The 25,249-nt window shown below is 71.4% G+C and carries 22 protein-coding genes, 2 tRNA genes and 2 pseudogenes; 10 read left to right on the plus strand and 16 right to left on the minus strand.

Going from position 1 to position 25,249, the window contains the following annotated elements; all coding sequences use genetic code 11:
* Nucleotides 1-79 precede the first annotated feature (79 nt).
* A complete protein-coding gene (locus TNCT6_RS15585) occupies nt 80-4,858 on the minus strand; it encodes a PAS domain-containing protein (protein ID WP_141359950.1) in 4,779 nt (1,592 codons plus the stop codon).
* Nucleotides 4,859-5,115: 257 nt separating this feature from the next.
* Nucleotides 5,116-5,667: an SSI family serine proteinase inhibitor gene (locus tag TNCT6_RS15590; protein ID WP_141359951.1), complete on the minus strand. Its 552-nt coding sequence runs from the start codon at nt 5,665-5,667 to the stop codon at nt 5,116-5,118.
* 175 nt (nt 5,668-5,842) lie between these two features.
* Here TNCT6_RS15590 and TNCT6_RS15595 point away from each other — a divergent pair.
* Both TNCT6_RS15595 and TNCT6_RS15600 read left to right on the plus strand, forming a co-directional pair.
* Nucleotides 5,843-5,933, plus strand: a tRNA-Ser gene (locus TNCT6_RS15595).
* A gap of 196 nt (nt 5,934-6,129) precedes the next feature.
* Nucleotides 6,130-6,202, plus strand: a tRNA-Arg gene (locus TNCT6_RS15600).
* Nucleotides 6,203-6,282: 80 nt separating this feature from the next.
* Here the strand turns inward: TNCT6_RS15600 and TNCT6_RS40875 are convergent.
* The 5 genes and pseudogenes from TNCT6_RS40875 to TNCT6_RS15620 all read right to left on the minus strand — a co-directional run bounded on the left by TNCT6_RS40875 (nt 6,283) and on the right by TNCT6_RS15620 (nt 9,175).
* Nucleotides 6,283-6,780, minus strand: a complete 498-nt coding sequence (locus tag TNCT6_RS40875) for a tyrosine-type recombinase/integrase (protein WP_373996240.1) — start codon at nt 6,778-6,780, stop codon at nt 6,283-6,285.
* Nucleotides 6,770-7,048 carry a hypothetical protein gene (locus tag TNCT6_RS40880; RefSeq protein WP_253266491.1) on the minus strand — a complete coding sequence of 93 codons (279 nt, stop codon included), beginning with the start codon at nt 7,046-7,048 and terminating at the stop codon, nt 6,770-6,772. Before TNCT6_RS40880 ends, TNCT6_RS40875 begins: the two co-directional genes overlap by 11 nt.
* 29 nt (nt 7,049-7,077) lie before the next feature.
* Nucleotides 7,078-7,371 (minus strand): annotated as a pseudogene (locus tag TNCT6_RS41895) (hypothetical protein); the annotation flags it as partial.
* A gap of 421 nt (nt 7,372-7,792) precedes the next feature.
* Nucleotides 7,793-8,110 (minus strand): hypothetical protein, encoded by a 318-nt coding sequence (locus tag TNCT6_RS15615; RefSeq protein ID WP_141359954.1) that lies wholly within the window; start codon nt 8,108-8,110, stop codon nt 7,793-7,795.
* An 849-nt stretch (nt 8,111-8,959) separates the two neighbouring features.
* Nucleotides 8,960-9,175 carry a hypothetical protein gene (locus TNCT6_RS15620; RefSeq protein ID WP_141359955.1) on the minus strand — a complete coding sequence of 72 codons (216 nt, stop codon included), beginning with the start codon at nt 9,173-9,175 and terminating at the stop codon, nt 8,960-8,962.
* Nucleotides 9,176-9,602: 427 nt separating this feature from the next.
* Between TNCT6_RS15620 and TNCT6_RS15625 the strand changes: the two genes are divergently transcribed.
* From TNCT6_RS15625 to TNCT6_RS15645, 5 genes are all read left to right on the plus strand, one after another.
* The gene (locus TNCT6_RS15625) at nt 9,603-10,127 is read left to right on the plus strand and encodes a GNAT family N-acetyltransferase (RefSeq protein ID WP_141359956.1); all 525 of its coding nucleotides are present in this window, start codon (nt 9,603-9,605) and stop codon (nt 10,125-10,127) included.
* Nucleotides 10,128-10,723: 596 nt separating this feature from the next.
* The gene (locus TNCT6_RS15630; protein ID WP_141359957.1) at nt 10,724-11,608 is read left to right on the plus strand and encodes a DUF2797 domain-containing protein; all 885 of its coding nucleotides are present in this window, start codon (nt 10,724-10,726) and stop codon (nt 11,606-11,608) included.
* A 166-nt stretch (nt 11,609-11,774) separates the two neighbouring features.
* Nucleotides 11,775-12,512 (plus strand): response regulator transcription factor, encoded by a 738-nt coding sequence (locus tag TNCT6_RS15635; RefSeq protein ID WP_141359958.1) that lies wholly within the window; start codon nt 11,775-11,777, stop codon nt 12,510-12,512.
* Between the two features lie 159 nt (nt 12,513-12,671).
* A complete protein-coding gene (locus TNCT6_RS15640; RefSeq protein WP_141359959.1) occupies nt 12,672-14,162 on the plus strand; it encodes an MFS transporter in 1,491 nt (496 codons plus the stop codon).
* 216 nt (nt 14,163-14,378) lie between these two features.
* A complete protein-coding gene (locus TNCT6_RS15645; RefSeq protein ID WP_141359960.1) occupies nt 14,379-15,143 on the plus strand; it encodes a TetR/AcrR family transcriptional regulator in 765 nt (254 codons plus the stop codon).
* On the opposite strand, the gene TNCT6_RS15650 is transcribed toward TNCT6_RS15645, so the two are convergent.
* Both TNCT6_RS15650 and TNCT6_RS15655 read right to left on the minus strand, forming a co-directional pair.
* The gene (locus TNCT6_RS15650) at nt 15,144-15,617 is read right to left on the minus strand and encodes a PPOX class F420-dependent oxidoreductase (protein ID WP_141359961.1); all 474 of its coding nucleotides are present in this window, start codon (nt 15,615-15,617) and stop codon (nt 15,144-15,146) included.
* A 77-nt stretch (nt 15,618-15,694) separates the two neighbouring features.
* Entirely contained in the window at nt 15,695-16,045 is a 351-nt protein-coding gene (locus tag TNCT6_RS15655; RefSeq protein WP_141359962.1) for an STAS domain-containing protein, read from the minus strand.
* A 224-nt stretch (nt 16,046-16,269) separates the two neighbouring features.
* On the opposite strand from TNCT6_RS15655, the gene TNCT6_RS15660 reads away from it, so the two are divergent.
* Both TNCT6_RS15660 and TNCT6_RS41690 read left to right on the plus strand, forming a co-directional pair.
* The gene (locus tag TNCT6_RS15660; protein ID WP_141366467.1) at nt 16,270-17,004 is read left to right on the plus strand and encodes a GAF and ANTAR domain-containing protein; all 735 of its coding nucleotides are present in this window, start codon (nt 16,270-16,272) and stop codon (nt 17,002-17,004) included.
* Nucleotides 17,005-17,276: 272 nt separating this feature from the next.
* A pseudogene (locus TNCT6_RS41690) lies at nt 17,277-17,420 on the plus strand (ANTAR domain-containing protein); the annotation flags it as partial.
* 79 nt (nt 17,421-17,499) lie between these two features.
* Here the strand turns inward: TNCT6_RS41690 and TNCT6_RS15670 are convergent.
* The 3 genes from TNCT6_RS15670 to TNCT6_RS15680 form a co-directional block, all read right to left on the minus strand.
* Nucleotides 17,500-18,321, minus strand: a complete 822-nt coding sequence (locus TNCT6_RS15670; RefSeq protein WP_141359963.1) for a YceI family protein — start codon at nt 18,319-18,321, stop codon at nt 17,500-17,502.
* A 146-nt stretch (nt 18,322-18,467) separates the two neighbouring features.
* Nucleotides 18,468-21,023: an MFS transporter gene (locus TNCT6_RS15675; RefSeq protein ID WP_141359964.1), complete on the minus strand. Its 2,556-nt coding sequence runs from the start codon at nt 21,021-21,023 to the stop codon at nt 18,468-18,470.
* A 14-nt stretch (nt 21,024-21,037) separates the two neighbouring features.
* A complete protein-coding gene (locus TNCT6_RS15680; RefSeq protein WP_141359965.1) occupies nt 21,038-21,532 on the minus strand; it encodes a MarR family winged helix-turn-helix transcriptional regulator in 495 nt (164 codons plus the stop codon).
* Between the two features lie 282 nt (nt 21,533-21,814).
* On the opposite strand from TNCT6_RS15680, the gene TNCT6_RS15685 reads away from it, so the two are divergent.
* Nucleotides 21,815-22,012: a hypothetical protein gene (locus TNCT6_RS15685; protein ID WP_141359966.1), complete on the plus strand. Its 198-nt coding sequence runs from the start codon at nt 21,815-21,817 to the stop codon at nt 22,010-22,012.
* A gap of 257 nt (nt 22,013-22,269) precedes the next feature.
* On the opposite strand, the gene TNCT6_RS15690 is transcribed toward TNCT6_RS15685, so the two are convergent.
* The 4 genes from TNCT6_RS15690 to TNCT6_RS15705 form a co-directional block, all read right to left on the minus strand.
* On the minus strand, nt 22,270-23,190 hold the full coding sequence (locus TNCT6_RS15690; RefSeq protein WP_141359967.1) for an RNA polymerase sigma factor SigF: 921 nt from the start codon (nt 23,188-23,190) through the stop codon (nt 22,270-22,272).
* A 246-nt stretch (nt 23,191-23,436) separates the two neighbouring features.
* The gene (locus TNCT6_RS15695) at nt 23,437-24,399 is read right to left on the minus strand and encodes an RNA polymerase sigma factor SigF (protein ID WP_253266117.1); all 963 of its coding nucleotides are present in this window, start codon (nt 24,397-24,399) and stop codon (nt 23,437-23,439) included.
* A 201-nt stretch (nt 24,400-24,600) separates the two neighbouring features.
* Nucleotides 24,601-24,894: a Dabb family protein gene (locus TNCT6_RS15700; protein WP_141366471.1), complete on the minus strand. Its 294-nt coding sequence runs from the start codon at nt 24,892-24,894 to the stop codon at nt 24,601-24,603.
* Nucleotides 24,894-25,070 carry a hypothetical protein gene (locus TNCT6_RS15705; RefSeq protein ID WP_141359968.1) on the minus strand — a complete coding sequence of 59 codons (177 nt, stop codon included), beginning with the start codon at nt 25,068-25,070 and terminating at the stop codon, nt 24,894-24,896. Before TNCT6_RS15705 ends, TNCT6_RS15700 begins: the two co-directional genes overlap by 1 nt.
* Nucleotides 25,071-25,249: the final 179 nt, after the last annotated feature.

A 25,249-nucleotide genomic window follows, 5' to 3' on the forward strand; every position in this document is an offset into this window, starting at 1 on the left:
ACCACCACGGATCCCCGCCCGGCGCCCCCGCGCCGTAAGGACGTGGGCCAGCCGGTCGGCTGGTCGGTCGGTCGGCTGGTCAGTTGGTACCGATGCGGGCCAGCAGGTCGACGATCCGGCTCTGCACCTCGTCGCTGGTGGACCGCTCCGCGAGGAACAGCACCGTCTCGCCCGAGGCCAGCCGCGGCAGGTCGGCCTGGCCGACGGCGGCCGTGTAGACGACCAGCGGCGTGCGGTTGAGCTGCCCGTTCGCGCGCAGCCAGTCCAGGATCCCGGCGCGGCGCCGGTGCATCTGCATCAGGTCCATCACGACCAGGTTCGGCCGGAACTGCCCGGCGAGCGTCACCGCGTCGTTGTCGCTCGCGGCCCGCGCCACCTGCATCCCGCGCCGCTCCAGCGTCGCCGTCAGCGCCAGCGCGATCTCCGCGTGCTCCTCGATCAGCAGCACACGCGGCGGATGCTGCTCGCTGTCGCGCGGCGCGAGCGCCTTCAGCAGTACGGCCGGATCGGCGCCGTAGGCCGCCTCGCGCGTCGCCTGCCCGAGTCCGGCCGTGACCAGCACCGGCACCTCGGCGGCGACGGCCGCCTGCCGCAGCGACTGCAACGCCGTGCGCGTGATCGGCCCGGTCAGCGGGTCGACGAACAGCGCGGCGGGGAAGGCCGCGATCTGCGCGTCCACCTCCTCGCGCGAGTTCACGATGACCGGCCGGTAGCCGCGGTCGCTCAGCGCCTGCTGGGTGGTGACGTCGGGGGCCGGCCAGACCAGCAGCCGACGCGGGTTGTCCAGCGGTTCCGGCGGCAGTTCGTCGTCCATCGGCTGCGGCCGCGGGGTGTCCGCGATCTCCACGGCACCGCCGGGACCGTCCAGCGGCTCGGGCCCCTCGGCGGCGTTCTCGTCCGGAGCCCCGATGGCGTACGACCGTCCGCCGCCCTCGGTGCCGACGGCCATGGCGGGTCCGCCCAGGGAGGGCTGCGCGGGGGGCTGCTCGGCCGGCGGGTGCGGGCGGGCCGTCTGGTCCGGGCGCTGTGCCTGCGTCTGCGGCGGGGTCTGCGTCTGGGGGCGCGCGGCGGCGGCCGGGTCGGGCGGAGTGCCCAGTTTGCGGCGGCGGCCGGAACCGCCGGTCGTCTGCGGGGGCGGCGTGGCCGACGGCGGCTGCGGTGCCTGCACCTGTGCCGCCTGACGACTGAACGGCACGCCCTGCCCCAGCGTGCGCACGCTGATCGCCCGCCCCTGCGTCGAGTTGGGGTCGACGGGCGCGGCGGCCTCGGCGGGCAGCGGCTGGGCCGCGCGCGCTGCCGGGGCGCCGGGGCCGGGCTGCTGTCCGGTGGGCTGGGCCTGTACGGCGGCCTGTCCCGTCGCCTGCTCGGGAGGGAGGACGGGGCCGGCGGCGGCCGGGATGCCGTGGGGCGGTGTACCTGGGGTACCGGGTGCTCCGGGGGCAGGCGGCTGGGGAAGGGCCTGGGCCGGGGGCATGGGGGCGCCGGTGGCGTTCGGCGGTACGGGGCCGCCACCCGCGCCGGAGGCTGCCTGCGCCGGGGTGCCTGGGGCCGGGATGCCCTGCGCGGGGACGGGCTGCGCGGGGAGCGGCCCGGCCGAGGGCTGGGCGGGAGCCGGGGCCGGGACGGCGGGGTTCTGCAGGGGGGCGAGTGCGGCTGGCTGCTGGGGGAGCGGCTGACCGGCGATGCCGTGCGCGGGAGCGGGCGCCGTACCTGCGGCCCCGCGCTCCGGCGACGGCACCTGTGCGGGCAGGGCCGCCTGCGCGGACGGATGCTGCGCGGGCAGCGCCTGTCCAGGAACGGGCTGCTGCCCGGGAGCCTGCGGCCCTGCACCCGGCTGTCCGGGAGCCGCCTGGGGCACGGCGGGGTGACCGGGCAGACCCTGTGGCGTGACAGGTTGACCGGGGGTCATCTGTTGCGGGGTGGGCTGTCCGGGCACGCCCTGCGGCAGGACGGGTTGACCGGGCAGGCCCTGGGGAGCGACAGGTTGACCGGGAGTCATCTGTTGCGGGGTGGGCTGTCCCGGCACGCCCTGCGGTGCGACGGGCTGACCGGGCACGCCCTGCGGCACGGCGGGCTGACCCGGAGTCATCTGCGGAGCGGGCTGCGGGAGCGCCTGTGCGCCACCCGGGCCTGTCTGAGCCGGAACGCCCGGTCCGGCCGTGCCCTGCGCGGGCGCGCCCGGCAACGGCACGGGCACAGCCCCGGCAGGCGCACCCGGAACACCCGGAACACCCGGAACACCTGTTGCACCCGGCGCGCCTTGCACGGGCGTCGCGCCCACCGCCGCGGGGTCCTGCGGCTGGGCCACCGCCCGCCGCCGGCGTCCCGTCGGCGCGCTCGTGGGGTGCGGCTGCGGCGGCGTGTGGTCGTCGGCCTGGTCGTGGGGCACGGCCTGGTGCTGCCCTTCGTCACCCAGGGGGGCGACGGCAGGGGCGCCCTGCGCCGGCACCCGGAGCGCCTGCGCGGCCTCCGGGCCTTCGGCGGGCCGGTCGGCCTCCGCGGGCGGCAGGGCGAAGACAGGGCGGGGAGCCGCCTCCTGCGCGGCGGCACGCTCGGTCGCCGCCGCCAGGGCACGCCGACGGCGCCCGGTCGGCTGCGGGCCGGAAGCCGCCGGGTTCTCGCCGCCCGCCGCCTCGGTCTGCGCCGCCTCGGTCTGCGCCGCCTTGGTCTGCGCCGCCTCGGTCTGCGCGTCGGCAGCTGCGGGCAGCGCCGCCGGCAGTGCCTCGGGCGGGCCGACCTCGCCCCGGGCGCGCCGCCCGGTGGGCGCGGGTACGCCCTGTGGCGGCACCGTACCGCCGAGTCCCGTACCCGAGGCCGCCGTTCCCGCGCCGTGCTCGGCCGCCATGACCACGGCACCCTCGGACACGCCCGCCGCGTCGTCGCCGGGCCGTCCGCGCCGCCGTCCCGTACCGCCGGAGCCGTCCGCGTCCTGGGCCGGAACCTGCCCCGTCTCCTGGGACGGCTCGACCGCCCGCCGCCTGCGCCGACCGGTCGGAGCCGCCGCGGCACCGGTGGTCTCCCCCTCGCTGTCGCTCTCGAGGAACGCGTCCGTCGAGGACCGCCGGGCCCGCCGCCGCCCGGCGCCCGACGGCTGTTCGGGCACGGCGGGCTCCGCCGGGGCAGGCTCTTCGGAAACCGCGGCCGGCTCCAGGGCGTGAACCGGGGCCGGGGCCGGGGCCGGGGCCGCGACGACGCCGGCACCGCCGCCGAGCGGCACCTCCAGGACGTACGCGCTGCCGCTCATGCCCGGCACTTCGTGGGTCTGGAGCACACCGCCGTGCGCACGGACGATCCCGCGCACGATCGGCTCGTGCACCGGGTCTCCCCCGGCGTACGGTCCGCGCACCTCGATCCGGACGACCTCACCGCGCTGCGCCGCCGCCACCACGACGGTGTTGTCCATGTAACCGCCCGCTGAGACGGGCGAGTTCCCGGTCGCGTCGACGCCTGCGACGTCCGCGACGAGGTGCGCGAGCGCGGTGGCCAGGCGCCGCGGGTCGACCTCGGCCTCGATGGGCGGCGCGTGCACGGCGAACTGCACCCGCCCGGGGCCGATCAGTTCGACGGCGCCGTCGACACCGGCGGCGACGACCGCGTCCAGCATCACCTTCGTCCGGGTGATCTCCTCGCTGCCGGTGTCGAGGCGCTGGTAGCCGAGGACGTTGTCGATCAGCGTCGTGATCCGGGAGTACCCGGCCGACAGGTGGTGCAGTACCTGGTTGGCCTCGGGCCACAGCTGTCCGGCGTCGTCGGCGGCGAGGGCGGCCAGCTCGCGGCGCAGTTCGTCCAGGGGCCCGCGCAGGGAGCCGCCGAGGAGGGTCAGCAGCTGCTCGTGCCGGCCGGCCAGCGCCTCGTAGCGGTCCTTCTCCCGCTCGCCGAGGGCGGCGTAGCGCTCCTCGTTCGCCGCGAGTTGCTCCTCGTGGCGCTCGGTGAGTTCCTCGATCTCGGTGACGTGCTGCTGGCGCAGGGCGGTGAGCTCGGAGGCGTGTGCTTCGGCGAGCTCGTCGAGCCGCTCCTCGTGGCGCTGCTCCTCGGCGGCCTTCTCGTCGGCGAGCGCGTCGTAGGGGCGCCGGTCGGTGAAGGTCATGACGGCGCCGACGAGCTGGTCGCCGTCGCGCACCGGCGCGGTGGTCAGATCGACGGGAACCTTGTCGCCGGCCTTGGACCACAGCACCTGCCCGCGCACCCGGTGCTTGCGCCCGGAGCGCAGGGTGTCGGCGAGCGGGGACTCCCCGTACGCGAAGGGGGAGCCGTCGGGGCGCGAGTGCAGGACGAGGGTGTGCAGCTCGCGGCCGCCGAGTTCACCGGCCCGGTAGCCCAGTATTTGGGCGGCGGCGGGGTTGACGAGCACGATCCGCCCGTCGGTGTCGGTGCCCACGACACCCTCGGCGGCGGCCCGCAGGATCATCTCGGTCTGCCGTTGCGAACGGGCCAGTTCGGCCTCGGTGTCGACGGTGCCGGACAGATCGCGGACGACCAGCATCAGCAGTTCGTCGCCGCTGTAGCCGTGGCCGTCGTAGGCCTGCTGGCTGTTCTCCAGATTCGCGCTCGTGACCTCGACCGGGAACTCGGACCCGTCGGTCCGCCGCGCCATCATCCGGGTGGGCTTGGTCCGCCCGCGCGGATCGATGTGATCGGGGCGGCGCATGGAGCCGGGAATCAGCTTGGAGTCGAACTGCGGCAGCAGATCGAGCAGGCCACGTCCGACGAGGGCGGTGCCCGGCGTCTCGAAGGCCTCCAGCGCGATGGTGTTGGCGTTGACGACGGTGCCGTTCGCGTTGACCAGCACCAGGGCGTCGGGCAGCGCGTCGAGTATGGCAGCGAGGCGAGCAGCGCCTCGGGATGGCCTGCTGCTCACGAGACGTTTCCTCCCTGTCACCGCACCTTGCCGACCGCGGAGGCCATCTTGCCAACCGGCCCGCAGCGTGTCACGCGAGGGAGTCTATGCGCAGAGGTTGCTCCCGCGACGCAGGATGAGAGGGAGGTCGCACGCGGAGTTGACGTCGAACCTGTGACCGGACGATTTCGCTTCGCACGACCTCCGCGAGACCTTTACGGACTCCCGGTCCGCCACACCTTCGACATGTACCTGCGCGCCGGTGCCCGCGTCCCCGCCTACGCACGGGTGCGCTCCTGCGCGCCCGCTCCCGCCCACGCGCCGGTACGGGACACCGCGGCCGGCCTCGGAGCGCTGAGGTCGGGCAACAGCGGCACAAGCCGGTTCCAGCGGTCGATCCGGCAGCCGTCGCCGCGGTCGTAGGCCGCGTCGACGCGGCGCCCGGCCCACGTTCCGGTGATGCGAGCGGTGGCAGGACCGCCGTACTGCATGGTGCACACGCTGCCGGCGGGCACGGGGGCGAAGGGCTCCCGCCCCCAGTGCGTGTTCCGGTCGAGCACGTCGCAGGCGCGGCGGGCGTCGGGGTGGCTGCCCCCGGCCGGGTGGCAGTACAGCCTGTACGTCCCGTCCCTGCCCGGGCCCGCGTGCCGCACGGTGACGGTGAGGTGGTCGCCGGCCCGGTCCTCGACCCGGACGGGCGGCGGCGCCGCGGCCGAGGCGGCGGGCACGGCCGAGACCGAGGCGAGCCCGGCGAGCACGGCGGAGGCGCCGAGTGCCAGCGCCCGCGACACCGCGGAACGTCGGGCTGGGAGAGATCCGATCTGTGTCATGCCCGGACTAACGCCTCGCGCCCCCGGACGTTGCGGCCCGGCCGCCCGACGCCACCGGAAGGGCTTTGCCCTGGGCCCCACCTGCCTAGTACCGTAGGGGGCGATTGGTGACACCCCACTCGGCTGTGTCATCATCTGCACGCACCATTCGCGCGCTCGCGTGAGCGGTTGTGCTGGAGGCGTCGCCTAGTCCGGTCTATGGCGCCGCACTGCTAATGCGGTTTGGGCCTTAAAGCCCATCGAGGGTTCAAATCCCTCCGCCTCCGCGCATGATCACCGAAGCCCCGGTCCCTCTGGACCGGGGCTTCGGCGTTGCCGGCTCCGTCCCGCTCCGGACCTTGTTTCCGCAGGTCACAAGGGGTGAGGGGAATGGATTTCACATGGCGGCGGCAGTCATGTAATGTTCTTCCTGTCGCCGCGAGCGGCCCGGAAGGGCCCGGAGCGAAGACAAAAACAGAACAAGCACTCGTAGCTTAACGGATAGAGCATCTGACTACGGATCAGAAGGTTGCAGGTTCGAATCCTGCCGAGTGCACACAGGTCAAAGGCCCCTCAGGATCATCTTGAGGGGCCTTTGACATCAACGGCTGACATCAACGTGGCCCGAAGCGTCGATCAATCCTCGGTGTCCGGCTCCCGCTCGCTGTCAGTTTTCTCCTCTGGCTCGTACAGTCCCAGCGCGTCGTCCATCCGGTCGGCGGCGGCTTTGAGCGTCGTGCTCATGACGTGCGCGTAGGTGTCCAGCGTCATCGTGATCGTGCTGTGCCCGAGCGTTTCCATGATCGTGCGAGCGTCCACACCCTGTGCGAGCAGGAGCGAGGCGCACGTGTGTCGGAGGCCGTGCACTCGCACCCGTCGTACGCCGGCGTCCCGGCACAGGATGGTGAGCATCCGGTTCAGGCTGCGAGGGTCCGTGACGCGACCGGTCGTCGTGGTGAAGATCAGCCCATCCGGCTGCCCCGGTGCGAGCTGCCACTTTTCCCCCGCGACCTTGCGTTCCCGTTCCTGCTGGGCTCGGTGCTGTGCGAGTGCCCGCATGCAGTGCTTCGGGAGGGACCCCGTACGAATGGAGCGCATCGTCTTCGGACTGACGAAGATCAGCTCACGCCGGATGCGCTGTACGGGCGGTCTTGAGCATGATGCGAGCCTCTGCGGCGTCCGGCGGACGCACCTCCTTGCGGGTGACGGTGGGGGTCTCCACGATCCGCGCGACGTTCCGCACGATCAGCTCTTCCCGAATCGCCTGTTGCAGCGAGGACCGGAGGACGGCATGGATGTACTGGACGGTCCGGGCGGACGGGCGACGCTTGCAGCAACGGCCCACGGCGCAGCACGAGCGCTTGCCCTCCGGACGCTCCGCGTCCGCACCCCGCGGCAGCACAGGCAGGAGTCCTTGAACTCCGCGAGGAACCGGCGCACGTCCGCCGGCGACAACCGGTTCAGTCGCTTCTTGCCGAGAGCGGGTCGGATGTACAGGCGGGTCAGACCCTCGTTGCTGTTCAGCGTTGACGGTTTGAGCCGCTGGGGTGGGATGGTGGCGAGCCAGCAGGTGAGGTAGTCGCCGAACGTCATGGTGGACTCGGCGGCCGGGATGCCCTGACGGGTCTTCTCCTGTGGGCCTCGCGTCTCGGGTTGGCTTGCCCAGCGTCCAACGCACCCGGCCGACCATGGATTCATTGAGCAAACACCAACGCCCCAGCCCATTGACCGAGGCGTGGATGTTTTTTGGTCTGCGCGCCTAAAAGGGTGGTTCTTCTGCGGCCCGGCGCAACTACGAACTACGAGGCAGCGCCTTTATGATCCCTCTCTTCCGGGGGCTCCCGCTATTTCCAACGACGCCAACGAGATGATGCATGACGACGACACCGGGTTCCGCTGTGTGGCGACGCCGGAGCAGATGGAGCCCCGAAAGCAGCGACGAGTAGGGCTTTCCTCGTCCAGTCCCAGATCCCGCGCCATCCCTGCTGGCCCGCCCAGGAAGTGTGCCCGGCTATCTACGTGCGTGTGCAAGTCAGTTAGGAGAGCCCGCGCTCACGCGGCAGGCTCCGCCAGCCGAGCGGCGGAGCCTGGTCTTTGGGGCTTGGGACATCCGGAGCATCCTGCCGGACTTCGCGAAGTCCCTGTTCTACGCTTCCTCAGTGCAAAGCTTGTCGTAGTTCCTTTCGTAAGCGGCCGTGTAAGCCTGCATGTACTTCGAGTTCGTCGTCTTCGGCGCCCAGGACTGCTTGTATGCGCAGTCCGGGCCGTCGGCCTGCCCGGCTATCCGTCCATCGCGATTGCCCTCCTTCGCCCCCAGGGGCGGCTTCGGGGCCTCAGTCACAGACACCGACGCGGCGTGGGTGGTGTTGGCGGAGCCCTGTGCCATGGTTGCGGGCGAGAACGCCAGGGCCACGGCTGCGACGAGGGGGCTCGCCACGAGTGCGACGGTTCGCTTCGCGCGCATAGTCAGCCTCTTCCTTGAAGCGGTACGACATATGGTGCCTCGACCTGGCCAAGCACATCCTTCGCGCGGTTGCTGATCAGGGAGCGGCATCTACACTCTCTGGCACCATGAGGCCGGTGGATTCCGGCTTCCGACGCCAACTTCCCTGCGGACCGACTACTACTCGCAGTTGTGGCGTCTCTAATTCGACCGTAGCGAGCGCCGGCCAGTATGTCCACTTATGGCCTAATCGCCGCGATTGACGTGTCAGCTGCCGCCGATTCCACGGTGACTAGTTGTGCTTTGTCACCTCAGTCGATCTTGCCTGTTCGGGGGCATGGTGGCGAATATGTGTGAGCGGTCATGAAATTCCCCACGATCTCCATGATCAGCATCACGTAATTCCCCACCCGGGCTGGGGCGGTGACGGGCCGCCCGACGGCTGAGTGTGCGGCTGGTCAGGTCGGTGAAGGGCCCCTATGGCGGCGCTCCGCGCCGGCCTTGACAGATCAGAAGGCATCCGACCTCCACGGCTGACATCAACGAGGCCGGACAGCGGTACACAACGGCGCCCCTGATTGACCGTTGGGCAGCCGACGACGGCACCAGGCGTGAGCGTGGATCGAACTCCTAAGGAGGGTGTCGCAGGTTCGAATCCTACGACTGTGCAAGCCTTGGCTGCTCGCTGCGCTCGGCGCGACGGCGTTCGGGAGCTCCCGCCCGCCGCGTGCTTCCGGGCCGACTCGGACCTGGCGTGCCCGACGGGTCGGCACAGTCGCTGCGACTCTCCCGGCCACGCTCGCGCGGGAGCGCCCCGCGGCGCGTGGCTGCGGGGCGCCTTGTGGGGTTTAGCGGGGCGCCTTGTGGGGTTTAGTCGACCGACTGCCCGTCGTACTTACCGCCCACGCAGGGGTTGCCCGGCAAGTCGATCCGGGGCGTTCCGCCGCCGTCCTCGCACTGGTGGGGGCCGACGACGGGGGCACCCTGTGCGGTGGCGGCAGTGGCGGCAGTGGCGGCGCCTGCGAGGCCGAGTCCGGCGAGGGCTGCCGTGGCGCTGACGGCGGCGAGGATTCGTCGAATGCGCATTTGGTTCCCCTTTCGCGGATTACCTCGGTTGGGGCACTAGTCAGCTTGATCCTCACCCCTGTGGGTGGCACGTCATGTTGCGCCGTTCGGGTGACAGTGCTGGCGGGTGCGGGGTGGTGACGCGACCCGTCGGACAGGCCCTGGAACGAAGAGACCACCCCGGCCGGATGGGTGGTCTCCTCGTTGTTCCGGAGGGGGCAGCGTCCGCAACCGGCCCCATGCCACGAGCCGGCGCTCGACCAACTTCCCAGGGCTCAGCGCGGTGGCCGATGAAGCGGGGTCACAGCACTAGGCCGTGCCTGGGCGATCACGGCCTGGCTGGGCGGAGGGTCGGCCGGATGAATGGCCGCCGGGCCGTACATCGTTCACTGCCCTCGCAGGTGGAATTCGCTGGAGGCGCCGCACACGTCGTGCTGCAATGCACGCCATGATTCTTGGAAATCTCGTACGCCTGCGCGCGCTGGCACCGTCCGACGCGGAATCGTTGTGGCGGTGGAACAACGACCCCGACGTGATGCGCTGGTTGGACGCGTATTACGACCAGCACTTGGAGGGGGTGCGCAAACGCCTCGAGGAGCGGGGGCCGAACACGTACGGGGACACGCTGTACGGGATCGAGGTGCGTGACGACGAGACGCTGATCGGGTTGGTGCGGCTGCGGGATGCCGAGCCGGAGACGGGTTGTGCCGAGCTGGACATCTACCTGGGCGAGAAGAACCGCTGGGGCCGGGGCTACGCCACCGACGCGCTGCGCACCATGTGCCGGTACGGGTTCGACACCATGCGGCTGCACAAGATCTCCCTGACAGTGGTCACGGAGAACCATGCGGCCCACCACATCTACCTGAAGGTCGGCTTCGTCGAAGAGGGCCGGCTGCGGCAGGTGTTCCACCGGGACGGACGTTGGTACGACCAGTACGTCATGGGAATGCTGAATGGGGAGCTGCGCTAGGCCCTGCCTGGACCCCGGCCCCGCCGTCGTCATCTTCCGGCCCGTAGCTGTCACCCCTCAGCGGGCATCGGCGCCCTGTTCGTGGAGCAGCGACGGGCACGTGTGCCGGGGTGGCTGAGGTCAGCACCGTGTTTCCGTCGGTCGTACTCCAAGGGTCGTCTTCTCCAACTCGTCAACCGGAAGCCGGCGTTGTAGCCGCACCTGCCTCCGGCGCGCCGACCGCCCCGGCACCATCGGCACCGGGGTCTTGATCAGGGCTTCCACGACCGGACCACCCGGAATGCCGTCCAGGCCGAGGGGTGGTCCGTCTCTCGTCGTCGGCCTCAGCCGCCCGGGAAACTTACGGCGAGGGGGGCTTCGGGATCGGCTCAGGGCTTTGCCCACCTCATGGATGACGAGAGGCCCGGGAGTGACCCGGGGTCTCTCGCGTTGCAGGGGTCTGTCGTCAGGCGGCGTGGGCAGCGCGGGGCCGGGGTCACCGACGTCCGTGACTGATCGTTCCCCGGCCGTGGAACCCCGCGCCCGGTCCTGAGCGGTCGGCCGAGCGCGCCCGCCCCCGGAGGCGTTGTCAGTGGGGGCCCGTACTCTCGCAAGGGATGACGCGGGTGTGGAAGTGCTCGGGGCTGCGGTGGTCGGCGGACGGTCCCGTGCTGGTGTGGGACGGCGGCCGGTCGAGCGCGCTGCCGTGGGGGAAACGGGTGGCCTTCGAGGTCGCGGAAGGGGGAGTGCGGACATGCGTGGGAGCGCGGGGGCACGTGTGTCCCGTCCGGGCGGCGGTGCCGGGGCGGAGCGCGGGGGCGCGGTGCGAGGAGTGCGCGCGACTGGATAGGGCGCACTCCGTGGCCGCGGACACGATCGCCGACGACCCGCGGCCCTACCACGTATATCTGGCGTGGTTCGGGCCCGGCATGGTCAAGGCCGGGATCACGGCCGTGGAGCGGGGTTCCGCGCGGCTGCTTGAGCAGGGGGCCGTCTGCTTCAGCTGGCTGGGCGCGGGTCCGCTCATGGCGGCGCGGCGTACCGAGGAGTTGCTGCGCGCCGCGCTCGGGGTCCCGGACCGGATTCCGTACGCCGAGAAGCGCGCCGTACGGTCCGCGCTTCCCGTGACCGAGGAAGAGCGGGCCGCCGAGATCGAAGCGATGCACGCGCGGGCGAGCGCGCTCGGCGGCTGGCCGGAGACGCTGGAGCGGGAGCCGTTCCGGCCTGTCGATCACGCCGGGATCTTCGGGCTGGCCGGTCTGCCGGCCGCCGTGGGCGAGGTGACCGAGCTTGTCGCGGGCGGGGTGGTGAGCGGTGACCTGGTCGCGGCCGCGGGGCCCGATCTGCACCTGGCGGCCGGTGACGGAGTCGTCGTGCTGGACACGCGGCTGATGGCCGGCTGGGGGCTGCGACCTGCCCAGAGCGTGGGATTCATCGTGCCGGTAAGGGAGTTGCGGAACCGGGCGGGTGTGCAGGACGGCCTGCAGGACGGGCTGTTCTGAAGCGTGCCGACCGCCGGGGAAGTCCCTTGCTACCGGGGACTTCCCGGGCCGGCACAGCCGAGTCACGCGCCTCCCAGGCGTTTCCTGAGAACCGCCTGTGGGTTTCTCAGGGAAATCACAGACCCGTGAAAGTCTGCTCTCAGAGGCTCCCTGAAGGGTGTCCCCCATGACCACGACCTCGCCCCAGGGGCACACCGAACTGCTGAGGCCGGACGGGAGCCCCGTCCGGGTGCTTGTGGTGGACGACGAGCCGTCGATCACCGATCTGCTGTCCATGTCCCTGCGCTACGAGGGCTGGCAGATCCGCAGCGCGCAGGACGGGCATGGCGCGGCCCGGGCCGCGCGCGAGTTCCGGCCCGACGCCGTCGTCCTGGCCATGACGCTGCCCGACATGGACGGGCTCACCGTCCTGGGCCGGCTGCGCCGCGAACTGCCCGGGGTGCCCGTCCTCTTCCTGACCGCCAAGGACGCCGCGGAGGACCGTATCGCCGGGCTGACCGCCGGCGGGGACGACTGCGTCACCAAGCCGTTCGGTGTGGAGGAGGTCGTGGCGCGGCTGCGCGGGCTGATCCGGCGCTCGGGTGCCGCCGACCGGCGTTCCGACTCCGTACTGGTGGTCGGCGACCTCTGTCTGGACGAGGACAGTCACGAGGTGTCGCGGGGAGGGGAGGACATCCACCTCACCGCCACCGAGTTCGAGCTGTTGCGCTTCCTGATGCGCAACCCGCGCCGCGTGCTCAGCAAGGCCCAGATTCTGGACCGCGTCTGGTCGTACGACTTCGGCGGGCAGGCCAACGTCGTCGAGCTGTACATCTCCTACCTGCGGCGGAAGATCGACGTCGGCCGTGAACCGATGATCCACACCCGGCGCGGGGCCGGTTACCTGATCAAGCCCGCGGGGTGAGGCGAGACTCTCCGCGCCGCTGAGGTCCGGCCGCACTCTGCACGCCGCGCGCCGCACGTGCCGCTGACGTCCGGCTGTCGCCGCACGCCGCACGCCGCACGCCGTCGGCCGTCGCCGCGCGCTCGTACGTCGTATCGACAGTCCTATACGGTGTATAGTATGTCGACGACCTCGCCGGAGCAGACCTCTCCGCAGGCCGCCCAGGGCCACCCCCAGCGCTGGCTGATCCTCGGCGTCATCTGCCTCGCCCAGCTCACCGTGCTGCTGGACAACACCGTTCTGAACGTCGCGATCCCGTCCCTCACCCGTGAGCTGCGCGCGGCCACCTCCGACATCCAGTGGATGATCAACGCGTACTCGCTCGTGCAGTCCGGGCTGCTGCTGACCGCGGGCAGCGCCGCCGACCGGTACGGCCGCAAGAAGATGCTGGTGGCGGGGCTTGTCCTGTTCGGCGTCGGTTCGCTGGCCGCCGCACTCGCCGACTCCACCGGACAGCTGATCGCCGCCCGCGCGGGCATGGGCGTCGGCGGGGCGCTGCTGCTGACCACCACGCTCGCCGTGGCGATGCAGATCTTCGCCCCGGCCGAGCATCCCAAGGCCATCGGCATCTGGAGCGCGGTCAACGCCCTCGGCTTCGCGATCGGCCCGCTGATCGGCGGCTTCATGCTGAACCACTTCTGGTGGGGCGCGATCTTCCTGATCAACCTGCCGGTCGCCGTACTGGGCCTGATCGCGGTTCTCGCCCTCGTCCCGGAGTCCAAGAACCCCCGAGGGGACCGGCCCGACCTGCTCGGCGCGCTGCTGTCGACGGTCGGCATGACCTCGCTGGTGTACGCGATCATCTCGGGCCCCGCGCACGGCTGGACGTCGACACGGGTGCTGGTCACGGCGACGGTGGCGGTGGTGGTGCTGGCCCTCTTCGCGTTCTACGAGAGCCGGATCCCGTACCCCATGCTCGACCTGCACTTCTTCCGTGACCGCCGCTTCACGGGCGCGGTCGCCGGGGCGGTGCTGATCACCTTCGGTATGGGCGGCGCGCTCTTCCTGCTCACCCAGCACCTTCAGTTCGTCCTCGGCTACGGCCCCCTGGAGGCCGGTCTGCGCACCGCGCCGCTCGCCCTGTCGGTGGTGGCGCTGAACTTCACCGGACTCGCGGCCCGGTGGACGACGCGGCTCGGCACCCCGGTGGCGATCGGGCTGGGCATGGTGCTGATGTCCGGCGGGCTGGTGTCGATCGCCACGCTCGCCTCCGGCGGGTACGGCGGCACACTCCTGGGCCTTCTGCTGATCGGCGCGGGCTGCGCGATCGCCAACCCGGCCATGGCCCACGCCATCATGAGCGCGATCCCGCCGGCCAAGGCGGGCGTCGGGGCGGGCATCAACGGCACGCTCGCGGAGTTCGGCAACGGCCTGGGAGTGGCCGTCCTGGGGGCGGTGCTCAACTCCCGGTTCGCGGCGGTGTCCCTGCCGGTGGCCCTGGCCGCGGCGGGGTCGGCCGCCGAGAAGAAGCAGGTGACCGACGCGTTCTCCGCCGGACTGGAGACCAGTCAGCTGGTGGGAGCGGTGGCCGTGCTCCTCGGTGGCCTGCTGGCCGCCGCGTTGCTCCGCAGGGCTGAGCGGGCAGACTCGGGGATGGTGGTGGCCCACTAGTGCTGCGACCGGAAAGGCTTGCAGGGAAGCTGCCGGGCGTCGCGAGCCGGTGAACCTTTCCGGTCACAACACCGGCTCGGGCGGCACCGCCGCCGCGCGGCCGCGCGTTCGTCGTGGCCGGTCGCGCGCCGCGGCGGAGTGCCTGCCGGGCACCGCCCCGCGCGCCTTCGGGCGCCCGGCACGACCGGCGGTTCAGGAGTTCGAGGAAGGTGCGCCATGGTGAAGGCAGCCCAGGGGGCCAAGGGCGCGGCGAGGACCAGCGTCTGGCTGGAGGGCAAGGCGCGCCGCGGCGGGCGCGGCGGGCAGCCGTCCGGTCTCGACCGGGAGCGGATCACCGAGGTCACGGTGCGGCTGCTGGACGCGGAGGGACTCGCGAAGTTCTCCATGCGCCGGCTCGCCGCCGAGCTGAACGTGACGGCGATGTCCGTGTACTGGTACGTCGACACCAAGGACGACCTGCTCGAACTCGCCCTCGACGCCGCCTTCGGCGAGCTGCGGCTGCCCGAACCGGACGAGGAGACGGACTGGCGCGACCAGTTGCGCAGGCTCGCCACCGAGTACCGGGCGCTGCTGGTGCGCCACCCCTGGCTGTCGCCGCTCGCCGGGACGTTCCTCAACATCGGCCCGAACTCGCTCGCCTTCTCGGGCACGGTGCAGCGGGTCATCCGCCGTACCGGGCTGCCCGAGCAGCGGCTGACCGGGGCGATCTCCGCCGTCTTCCAGTTCGTGTACGGCTACGGCACGATCGAGGGCCACTTCGTGGCCCGCTGCACCGAGGCGGGCATGGCCCCGGACGACTACTTCCGGCACGCGATGAGCGCGGCCACCCGGGCCCCGGACGCCACCGAGGTGCTCCGGGAGTCCGCGATCCTCATGGCGGCCCGCGGCGGCGACACGGTCGAGGAGATGCTGGACCGCGACTTCGCCTTCGCCCTGGACCTGCTGGTCGCCGGTATCGAGGCGATGGTCGCCCGCGGCTGACTACTCGTCGCCCGGTGCCAGCCGCGCCGGGAACCCGCCGGTCGCCACCGGCCCCCAGCGCCGCGGAGTGATCCGGATGATCGACTTGCCCTGCCTGACCATGGCCTCCCGGTACTCGTCCCAGTCCGGGTGCTCGCCCGCGATGTTGCGGTAGTACTCCACCAGGGGTTCCACGGAGTCCGGTGCGTCGAGGACCTCGGCGGTGCCGTCGATCTGCACCCACGGGCCGTTCCACTCGTCGCTCAGCACGACGACGCCGACGCGTGCGTCCTTCTTGGCGTTGCGGGTCTTGGCCCGCTCCGGGTAGGTGGAGACAACGATCCGCCCGGAGTCGTCGACTCCGCAGGTCAGCGGCGAGGCCTGCGGGCTGCCGTCGGCCCGCCGGGTCAGCAGCAGGGCGCGGTGGCGTGGCCGTACGAAGTCCAGCAGTTCGTCCAGCGAGACGCGGGTGTTGGTCGCGATGTCGGGTGCCATACGCGCAGCCTAGGCGCCGGCCGGGGCCCAAGGCCCTTCGCCGGCTGAGCCCGTCGCGTGTCCTGCGCCCGGCTCGCTCAGGCGAGGGCGCCGCTCAGGCCGTCGTGCACGGGCACGTCGCGGCGGACCCCGGTGACCTCCAGGACGCGGTACGGGACGCCGTCCGGCCTCGCCACCACGCGGAGCAGCACTCCAGGGGGCAGCCCGTGCCGTACGTCCTCGACGAGGCGGGCGCCCTGGGAGTCCATGAAGCGGGTGTGGGTGAGGTCCAGGACCAGCACGTCCAGCCGGCCCGCGCGGGCCGCGGCGAAGGCCAGGACGCCGGCGCGCAGGGCCGGGGCGTTGGACAGGTCGATCTCCGGGGGCAGGACGAGCCGGAAGCGGCCGGGGTGGTCGCGCACCCGGCAGGGGCTCGGGAAGTGGGTCACCGCACTCACCTGGTAGAAGGCAGAGGTCCATCCGGTCTCGAAAGGCCGCTTCCTGACCCGTCCGGCTCCATTGCACCATTCCCGCGCGCCGGTTCACAGGGGGTGGGGCCGACCGTCAACCAGGCGGAACCTGCTGGGCAGGACGAGATAAAGTTCTGTTCGTCCTGTGCTCGCAGTCGGGAATGTGCTGCGGAGCTCTCCTGCGCATGGCCGTATGGCCGTGCATGCCGAAGAGGTTCGTGGTGCCTGCGTCCGACTTTTCTGAATTGCCCCGTTTTCCGGGGGATCTCGAGCTGGCTGAAGCGCTGACGACGGCGGCTCAGCAACTGCACGACACGGTCACCCCGCACAGCACCATGCGAGCCGCCGTAGGGCTCGCCGTGCGCCTGCTGCCGGGCGCCGAGCACGCGGGCATCTCGGTGCTGGAGCGCGGCAGCGGCCGCCGCACGGTCGCCTGGACCGACGAACTCGTGTGCACCGCCGAAAGGTCCGGTGACGGTGACGGTGACGGGGGCGGCCCGTCACCGTACTGGGATCACTTGTGGCACGCGCCCGTCGTGCACCTGACGGACAGTGAGGCCGAGGTCGGCGGCGCGTCGCTGGCCGGCCTGGGGCTGCGCTCGGCGCTCGCGCTGCGGCTGCGCGCCGACAAGCGGCGGCTGACCGTGCTCACCGTCTACGCCCGCAAGCCGGACGTCTTCGACGACGCCGCGACGCGCGTCGGACGGCTGTTCACCGCGCACGTCAGCCTCGCCCTGGACTCGGTGACCGTGCGCGAGCAGCTCACCGAGGCGATGCGCACCAGGGACCTCATCGGCCAGGCCACCGGCATCCTCATGGAGCGGCTGAACATCGACGCGGCGGAGGCCTTCGACAGCCTGGTGCGAGCCTCGCAGCGGGAGAACGTCAAGCTGCGCGACCTCGCCCGCCGGATCGTCGATGCGAACAACGCCATATGAGCGATGGGGAGTTGATCGGCGTCCGGGGGACACCAGTGCCGTGTCCGGTGCGGCGAGTGGGTGGTCCTCCTGCTCGAAGAGCCCGGGGAAGCGTGACTCCCGCCACGATCAAGACCAGATCGCGTTAACAACGCTCGTGGTCAATACACCTAGAGCCCGGCGCATTCAGGGCGGGCCGGCACCGGCACCGGGCCCGCGCCTTCGCCGCCCGCGCCGCGGACGCCGTTGACCTCGCCCCGCGTCTCGAACGCGACCGGGCCGCCGTGCCCGACGTGCGCACGGCGCTGGTGTCCCGCAGCGCCATCGACCAGGCGATCGGCGTCCTGACGGCCCGGGAACGGGGCGACGCCGGCAAGGCCCTGGACCGTCCGCGCCACGCCTCCCACCACCGGAACACCAAACTCCGCGATCTGGCCACGGACCTGGTCTCCCGCGTCACGGACCCGGGCCGCCCCCCGTCCGGCGGCCGGTGGGGCAGGCCGCGGGGCCGGTGGACTATGCCGCGGGGAGCACGGTGCCCTGGACCGCCTGGATGTCCAGCTCGACCCTCAGAGTGGTGCCGATGGCCGCGATACCGGCCTGGAGGACCTGGTTGTAGTTCATGGCGAAGTCCTCCCGGCGCAGCTCGGTCGTCGCCCGGAAGGCGGCGCGGGTGCCGCCCCAGGGGTCGGCGCCGGTGCCGAGGTAGGCCAGGTCGAGGTCGACCGGGCGGACCACGCCGCGCATGCCCAGCTCGCCGTGGACGATCCAGCGGTCGGGGCCGGCGGCGGTCACACCGGTGGAACGGTAGGTGATCCGCGGGTGCCGCTCCACGTCCAGGAAGTCCGGGGACTTCAGATGGCCGTCGCGCATGCCGTTGCCGGTGTCGATGGAGTCGGCGCGGATGACCGCCTCCACACGGGACCTGGTGACGTCGTCGGGGGCGATCTCGACGGTGCCGGCGAAGTCCGTGAACCGGCCGTGCACGCTGGAGATCCCCAGGTGCTGGGCGGCCGCGGCGACCGAGGAGTGCGCCGGGTCGATGGTCCACGGCCCCGGCGGGGGCAGCTCCGCGCCGCCCTGCCGGGCCAGTGTCACCGTGCCGACCTCGGCCCGGCCGCTCGCGGTGACGATCGCGCTGGAGGCGGCGGGCGCGTACCCGACCGCCGTGACGATCACCGTGTACGCACCCGGTCCCAGCACCGTCGTGTCCCGTACGGCGCCCTCCGCGTCGGCCTCGGCCCGCAGCACCTGCGTGCCCGTCATATCGGTCATCGTGACGACCGCGTGCGACACGGCCCATCCGTCCCGGGTGCGGATCCTCGCGGTCAGTCCCATCCCGTTCTCTCCCTGCACAGCCTTGCAAAATGGTCGGAAAGCGACCGGCCCGCGGCACGGCGCGGCTCCCCTCGGAGCGCGCCCCGCCACGGGCCGGACCGAGACCCGGGACCTTGCCCGGGCCTCATGGGCACTCTGGCCCGGGGTTACTCGCCGGGGTGGGCGAGGTCGATGTCGTGGTCGTCGACTCCGCGGCCCGTGACCGTCAGGGCGGTCGCCACGGGCGGGTAGCCCGTCGCGATGACGGTGTAGTCACCGCCGTTCAGGTCGGTGAAGGCGTATGCCCCGTCCGCGCCGGTGGTGGACGTGCCGACCACGTTGCCCGCCGCGTCGACCAGGGTCACCCGGGCGTCCGCGAGGGGACCGTGCGGAGCGCGGACCACGCCCTGGAGCTGTGCCCCGGCCTCCAGGGCGATCTCGACCCGGGTCACCCCGGTGCCGCCCACCTCGACCGGCAGCGCCCGCGGCCGGTACCCGGCGGCGTTCACCGCGACGGTCACCGCGCCCGGCACCAGCTCGGCGAAGGAGAACTCGCCGCTCTCCCCGGTGGTCCCGGTGGCCAGCAGATCACCGCGCACATCGGTGACGATCACCATCGCGTCCTTCACCGGCAGCCCGGATCCGGCGGCCCGGACCACACCGCCCAGCCCGCTGGTGCCGCTGAGCAGGATGTCGTACGCCACCGGCTCGCCGTTGACGACCACCGTGGACGCCTGCGGCTGGAAGCCGTCGGCGGAGGCGATCAGGACGTACGAGCCCGCGCCCGGCGCGTCCACCGTGTAGGCGCCGTCGGCCTGCGCGACCGACCGGCCCAGCTGGCGGCCCGCCAGCGAGATCAGCGTGACCGCGGCCTGCGGCACCGGCGCGCTCTCGGCGCCCCGGACGAAGCCGTGCACCGGAATCCCGCCGCCGGCACCGGCGCCGGGCGCGACCGTGGCGACCGCGGCCAGCCGCTGCGTGCCCTCGGGACCGGTCCCGGCGCCCCCGGCGGGGGAGGCGGCCATCGCCCAGCTGGGCACCCGTTCCCCGGCGGAGCCGGCCGCGGCCTCGGCGGACCGGGCCTCGGCGACGACGGGAGCGGTGGCCGGGTCCACCGGCGCGGACTCGGCCTCGCCGGCCTGCGCCAGTGCGCCCTTGGTCCGCAGCGGGACCTCCTTGATGAACAGGGTGATCAGGAAGGCCACCGCCGCCAGCGCGGCGGCGATCAGGAAGATGTCGGCGATGCCGTGCCCGTAGGCGCTCTCCATGACCGTGCGCAGCGGCTTGGGCAGCGCGTTCATGTCCGGGATGGTGTCGCTCGTGCCGGAGGCGGACATGGCGGCCGCGTACTTCGGGCTGAGGTCGGCCAGGCCGTCCTTGACGTAGTCGGTGATCCGGTGGGCCATCACCGCGCCGAGCGCGGAGACGCCGACCGCACCGCCGAGGGAACGGAAGAAGGTGACCGTGGAGCTGGCCGAGCCGAGGTCGCTCGGAGAGACCTGGTTCTGCGTGCACAGCACCAGGTTCTGCATCATCATGCCGATGCCGAGACCCAGCAGGGCCATGAAGACGGCCGTCTTCCAGTACTCCGTGTCGTAGCGGATGGTGCCGAGCAGGCCGAGCCCCGCCGTCACCAGCACGCCACCGCTGACCAGCCAGCCCTTCCACCGGCCGGTACGGGTGATGAACTGTCCGGAGACGGTGGAGGAGACGAACAGACCGCCGATCATCGGGATGGTCATGACGCCCGACATCGTCGGGGACTTGTCCCGGGCCAGCTGGAAGTACTGGCTGAAGAACACGGTGCCGCTGAACATCGCGATACCGACGAACAGGGAGGCGAGCGACGCCAGCGTGATGGTGCGGTTGCGGAACAGCCGCAGCGGGATGATCGGCTGGCTCGCCTTGGACTCGACGAGCACGAAGAGCAGACCGAGGACGATCGAACCGGCGACCATCGCGTACGTCTGCCAGGACAGCCAGGCGTACTTGTCCCCGGCGAAGGTGACCCAGATCAGCAGCAGCGACACGGCGGCGGAGATCAGGGACGCGCCGCCCCAGTCGACCTTGACCTCGCGCTTCACCACGGGCAGGTGCAGGGTCTTCTGCAGGACGATCAGCGCGATGACCGCGAAGGGCACGCCGACGTAGAAGCACCAGCGCCAGCCCAGCCAGGAGGTGTCGGTGATGACACCGCCGAGCAGCGGGCCGCCGACGGTGGCCACGGCGAAGGTGGCGCCGAGGTAGCCGGAGTAACGGCCGCGCTCCCGCGGCGAGATCATCGCGGCCATGACGATCTGGGCGAGGGCGGACAGACCGCCGGTGCCTATGCCCTGCACCACACGGCAGGCGATCAGCATGGCCGGGTTCTGGGACAGGCCCGCGCAGGCCGACGCCAGGACGAAGATGACGAGCGCTATCTGGACGAGCGCCTTCTTGCTGTAGAGGTCGGCGAGCTTGCCCCACAGGGGAGTGGCCGCGGTCATCGACAGCAGGGCGGCCGTGACCACCCAGGTGTAGGCGGACTGGCCGCCGCCGAGGTCGCCGATGATGTGCGGCAGCGCGTTGGAGACGATCGTGGACGACAGGATCGCCACGAACATGCCGAGCAGCAGCCCGGAGAGCGCCTCCATGATCTGCCGGTGGGTCATCGGAGCGCTGCCGGGGGAGCCTCCTCCGTGCTTGGCGTGGGCCCGCACACCGGCTGGTGTGGTCGTTGCCATGGGCTTCCTTTTTCTTACGTGCTTGCGGGTGTACGGGTGGTCTTGGGGGCAACGGGGGCGGGGATCCGGGCCGGAGCGGAACGGCAGTCGCCGAAGCTGGCGCGCAGGCGTGTCATCAGCCGGATCAGCTGGCCGACCTCGTCGTCGGTCCAGTCGCTCAGCCGCTCGCTGAGCAGGCGGGTGCTCCGCCGGGTCAGCTCGTCGAGCTGGTCCAGCCCGGCGGGCGTCAGGCGCAGGATGCGCGAACGCTTGTCCGCGGGGTCCTGGATCCGCTCGATCCAGCCGCGTGCGGCGACGTGCGCGACGTGCCGGCTGGTCACCGACATGTCCACGGAGAGCAGCTCGGCGAGCTTGCTCATGCGCATGTCCCCGTGGCGGCCGAGCAGGGTCAGCACGGCGGCCGAGCCGGCCGGGCAGTCGGGCGGCAGGATCCGCCCCATGTCCCGTTTCACGGCTCCGACGGCACTGAGCTGACGCGCAAGCTCTTCGTACTGCGCCTGCTCGGCCATCACACCTCCCGAATTCGTTGCTCAGGGCAACCGTAGAGTGGTTGGTTGCCACAGGCAAACAAATCGGGCTCCGGCGGCGCAAAAACATGGCAAAGGCAAGTATTGGCGAATGTAAACCCGCAGGTGAAGTGTCGCCCGCCGTCCAGAGGTCGCGGTGCGACGCGGTCGGCATCCAGCCGCCCGTCGGAGTTCCCTGCCGAGTGGCGCGCCAGGTGGGATGCCAAATGGGCTGCAGGGCCCCCCGCTTGGGCGGCGGCAGCGTTTTCGCTAGGGTCTCGGGCCATGGCTAACACCCAGGGCCCGCAGGGCAACTACGACCCTGCCGGCAGCACCCAGATGTTCCGCGCGTTCGTCGACGACGCGCCTCCCCAGAGCGCGCAGCAGCAGGCATCATCCTCCGGCCCGCGTGTCGGACTGATCGTCGCTGTCGTCGCCGCGGTGGCGGTCGTCGCGGCCGTCGCCTGGCTCGCGCTCAAGTAGGGCGAACCGCCCTTTCAGTACGAAGCACTCTTTCCGGTTTCCCGTCTCCGTCCATCGGCGCCAGCCGCCCCCTCTCCCCCGTCGGCTCCCTCTCCGCCGGCCCCGCCGCCCCCGCGCGCGGCCGGGAAACGGCTCCCAGACATACGACGGCCGCCGACGCGCCCGAAGGCGCCTCGGCGGCCAGGAGTCGACGTCACCACGGCAGTGCGCCGTGATGTCCGACGCCCCGTCGAGCGACAGGCGCCGGACCGTGCGGATCAGTCGCTGATGAGCCCCTCCCGCAGCTGTGCCAGCGTCCGCGTCAGCAGCCGGGAGACGTGCATCTGCGAGATGCCGACCTCCTCGCCGATCTGCGACTGGGTCATGTTGGCGAAGAAGCGGAGCATGATGATCCGCCGCTCCCGGGGCGGCAGCTTGGCCAGCAGCGGCTTGAGCGACTCGCGGTACTCCACGCCCTCCAGCGCCGTGTCCTCGTAGCCGAGGCGGTCGGCCAGGGAGCCCTCGCCGCCGTCGTCCTCGGGGGTCGGGGAGTCCAGCGAGGAGGCGGTGTAGGCGTTGCCGACCGCGAGGCCGTCGACGACGTCCTCCTCCGACACGCCCAGCACGGCGGCCAGTTCCGTGACGGTCGGGGAGCGGTCGAGCTTCTGCGAGAGCTCGTCGCTGGCCTTGGTGAGCGCCAGACGCAGCTCCTGAAGGCGCCTGGGCACCCGCACCGACCACGAGGTGTCGCGGAAGAAGCGCTTGATCTCGCCCACGACCGTCGGCATCGCGAAGGTCGGGAACTCCACGCCCCGCTCGCAGTCGAAGCGGTCGATCGCCTTGATCAGGCCGATGGTGCCGACCTGGACGATGTCCTCCATCGGCTCGTTGCGCGAGCGGAAGCGGGCCGCCGCGTAACGGACCAGCGGGAGGTTCAGCTCGATCAGGGTGTCCCGGACGTAGACGCGCTCGGGACTGTCCTCGTCGAGTGCGGCGAGCCGCAGGAACAGGGAGCGGGACAGGGTGCGGGTGTCGATGATCTCCGAGGCCGGCAAGGCCGACGCGGCCGGAACAGCCGGGGCGGGAGCGGCCTCGAGGGCCGCCACGTCGTCGAGGGCGTCGAGCGGCTCGAGCGCCGGGGAGGGCGTCTCGCTCTTCGTGAGCGTCAGCACCTTGGAGCTGCCCTGGTCTGCGGACATGCCACCCCCTCTGGGTCGCGGGACGGTCGCGGCCACGCTCTCTGACGAGGAGAACGCAGCCCTCACCTGAATACCGGAGCCGAAGCCACGGCAAACGCGCTTCCCGCAGAATGTCACATGTCGGCAACGCGCTGTAGGGACTTGTCGACAAGTCAGAACCGAATCGGCCCTGGAAAAAAGGGGTCTGACGGTTTTTCGGCTTGAAGATGTCGGGAAGTGCCCTGATGGGTGATTCGCTCTTCCCGGTTACGCGTCGATCCTGTTTGCGGATCGCAATCGCTGGAAGCTACGGGCGAGTAGCCGGGACACGTGCATCTGGGACACGCCGAGTTCCGCACTGATCTGCGACTGGGTCAGATTGCTGTAGTAGCGCAGCAACAGGATCCGCTGTTCCCGTTCGGGAAGCTGGACGAGGAGGTGGCGGACCAGGTCGCGGTGCTCGACGCCGTCCAGGGCCGGGTCCTCGTAGCCGAGCCGGTCCAGCAGCCCGGGCAGCCCGTCGCCCTCCTGGGCCGCCTCGAGGGAGGTCGCGTGGTACGAGCGTCCGGCCTCGATGCAGGACAGCACCTCCTCCTCGGTGATGCGCAGCCGCTCGGCGATCTCGGCGGTCGTGGGGGAGCGGCCGAGGGCGGTCGTCAGGTCCTCGGTCGCGCTGTTGACCTGCACCCACAACTCGTGCAGCCGGCGCGGGACGTGGACCGTGCGGACGTTGTCGCGGAAGTAGCGCTTGATCTCGCCGACGACCGTCGGCATGGCGAAGGTCGGGAACTGCACGCCCCGGTCCGGGTCGAAGCGGTCGATGGCGTTGATGAGCCCGATGGTGCCGACCTGGACGACGTCCTCCATCGGCTCGTTGCGGGAGCGGAAGCGGGCGGCCGCGTAGCGCACGAGCGGCAGGTTCGCCTCGATGAGCGCCCCGCGCACGCGGGAGTGCTCGGACGTGCCGGGTTCGAGCTCCTTCAGCTGGCTGAACAGCACCTGCGTGAGGGCCCGGGTGTCGGCACCGCGCCGCTTCTCCGGAGCCGGAGCCGCATCCGAGGCCGGATCCGGAGCGGGAGTCGCGGTCGGATCCGGAGCGGGGGTCGCGGTCGGATCCGGAGCGGGGGTCGCGGTCGGATCCGGGGCGGCCGTGGTCGAGGCCGTGGCCGTGGTGGTGCCCGGTGCCGGGGTCGAGACGGGATCCTGGGGCGGCGCAGTCTTGGCCGACACGGTCAACGCCACCTCTTCGTCGATCAACTCATCCGTCAAAAGCGGTCATAGCATCACAAGACAGGTGCATCGTGTTCAAGCACCGCATATGCACGTGTTGAGGGATGAAATAGGGCATAAGACGTCGAGAAGCCCCGCACCGTTCCGATGCGGGGCCGAGCGTGCATCCGTACGGCCGTACGGCTGAGAAGTGCCGGGCCGTCAGAACTCGTAGTCGGCGATCACCCACGTGGCGAACTCGCGCCACTGGGCGACGCCCGCCTGGTGGGCCGGGTGCTCCAGGTACCGGCGCAGCGCGTCGGTGTCCTCGACGGCCGAGTTGATCGCGAAGTCGTAGGCGATGGGCCGGTCGCTGACGTTCCAGCCGCACTCCCAGAAGCGCAGGTCCTCGATCTGCCCGCCGAGGGCGCGGAAGGCCTCGGCGCCCGCCACGACGCGCGGGTCGTCCCGCTCGATGCCTTCATCGAGCTTGAAGAGGACCAGGTGGCGGATCATCATTTTCCTCCGTTGGCGGCCCACGTCATGAACTCGCCTATGGCCTTGGCGGCGTCCGATATGCCCTCGAACCCTATCTCGACGTAGCCCGCGGCCCCCTTCGGGTCCGTGATGATCACGTACAGCACGAAGACCACGACCACATAGACGACGATCCTCTTGGCGTTCATCGCCATCGCGGCCTCCCCCTGTCGGTGATTTCCCGGTCGCTGAGTTGCCTGTAGTCGGTACCGTCCGGGCCGAGCGCTGTAGATGATCGCACAAAGGGCCCCGTCCTAGTGGACGGGGCCCTTCTGAAGCGGTAGCGGAGGGATTTGAACCCTCGGTGACGTGCGCCACACTCACTTTCGAGGTC

Source organism: Streptomyces sp. 6-11-2 (assembly GCF_006540305.1).
In the GTDB taxonomy this organism is placed as follows: domain Bacteria; phylum Actinomycetota; class Actinomycetes; order Streptomycetales; family Streptomycetaceae; genus Streptomyces.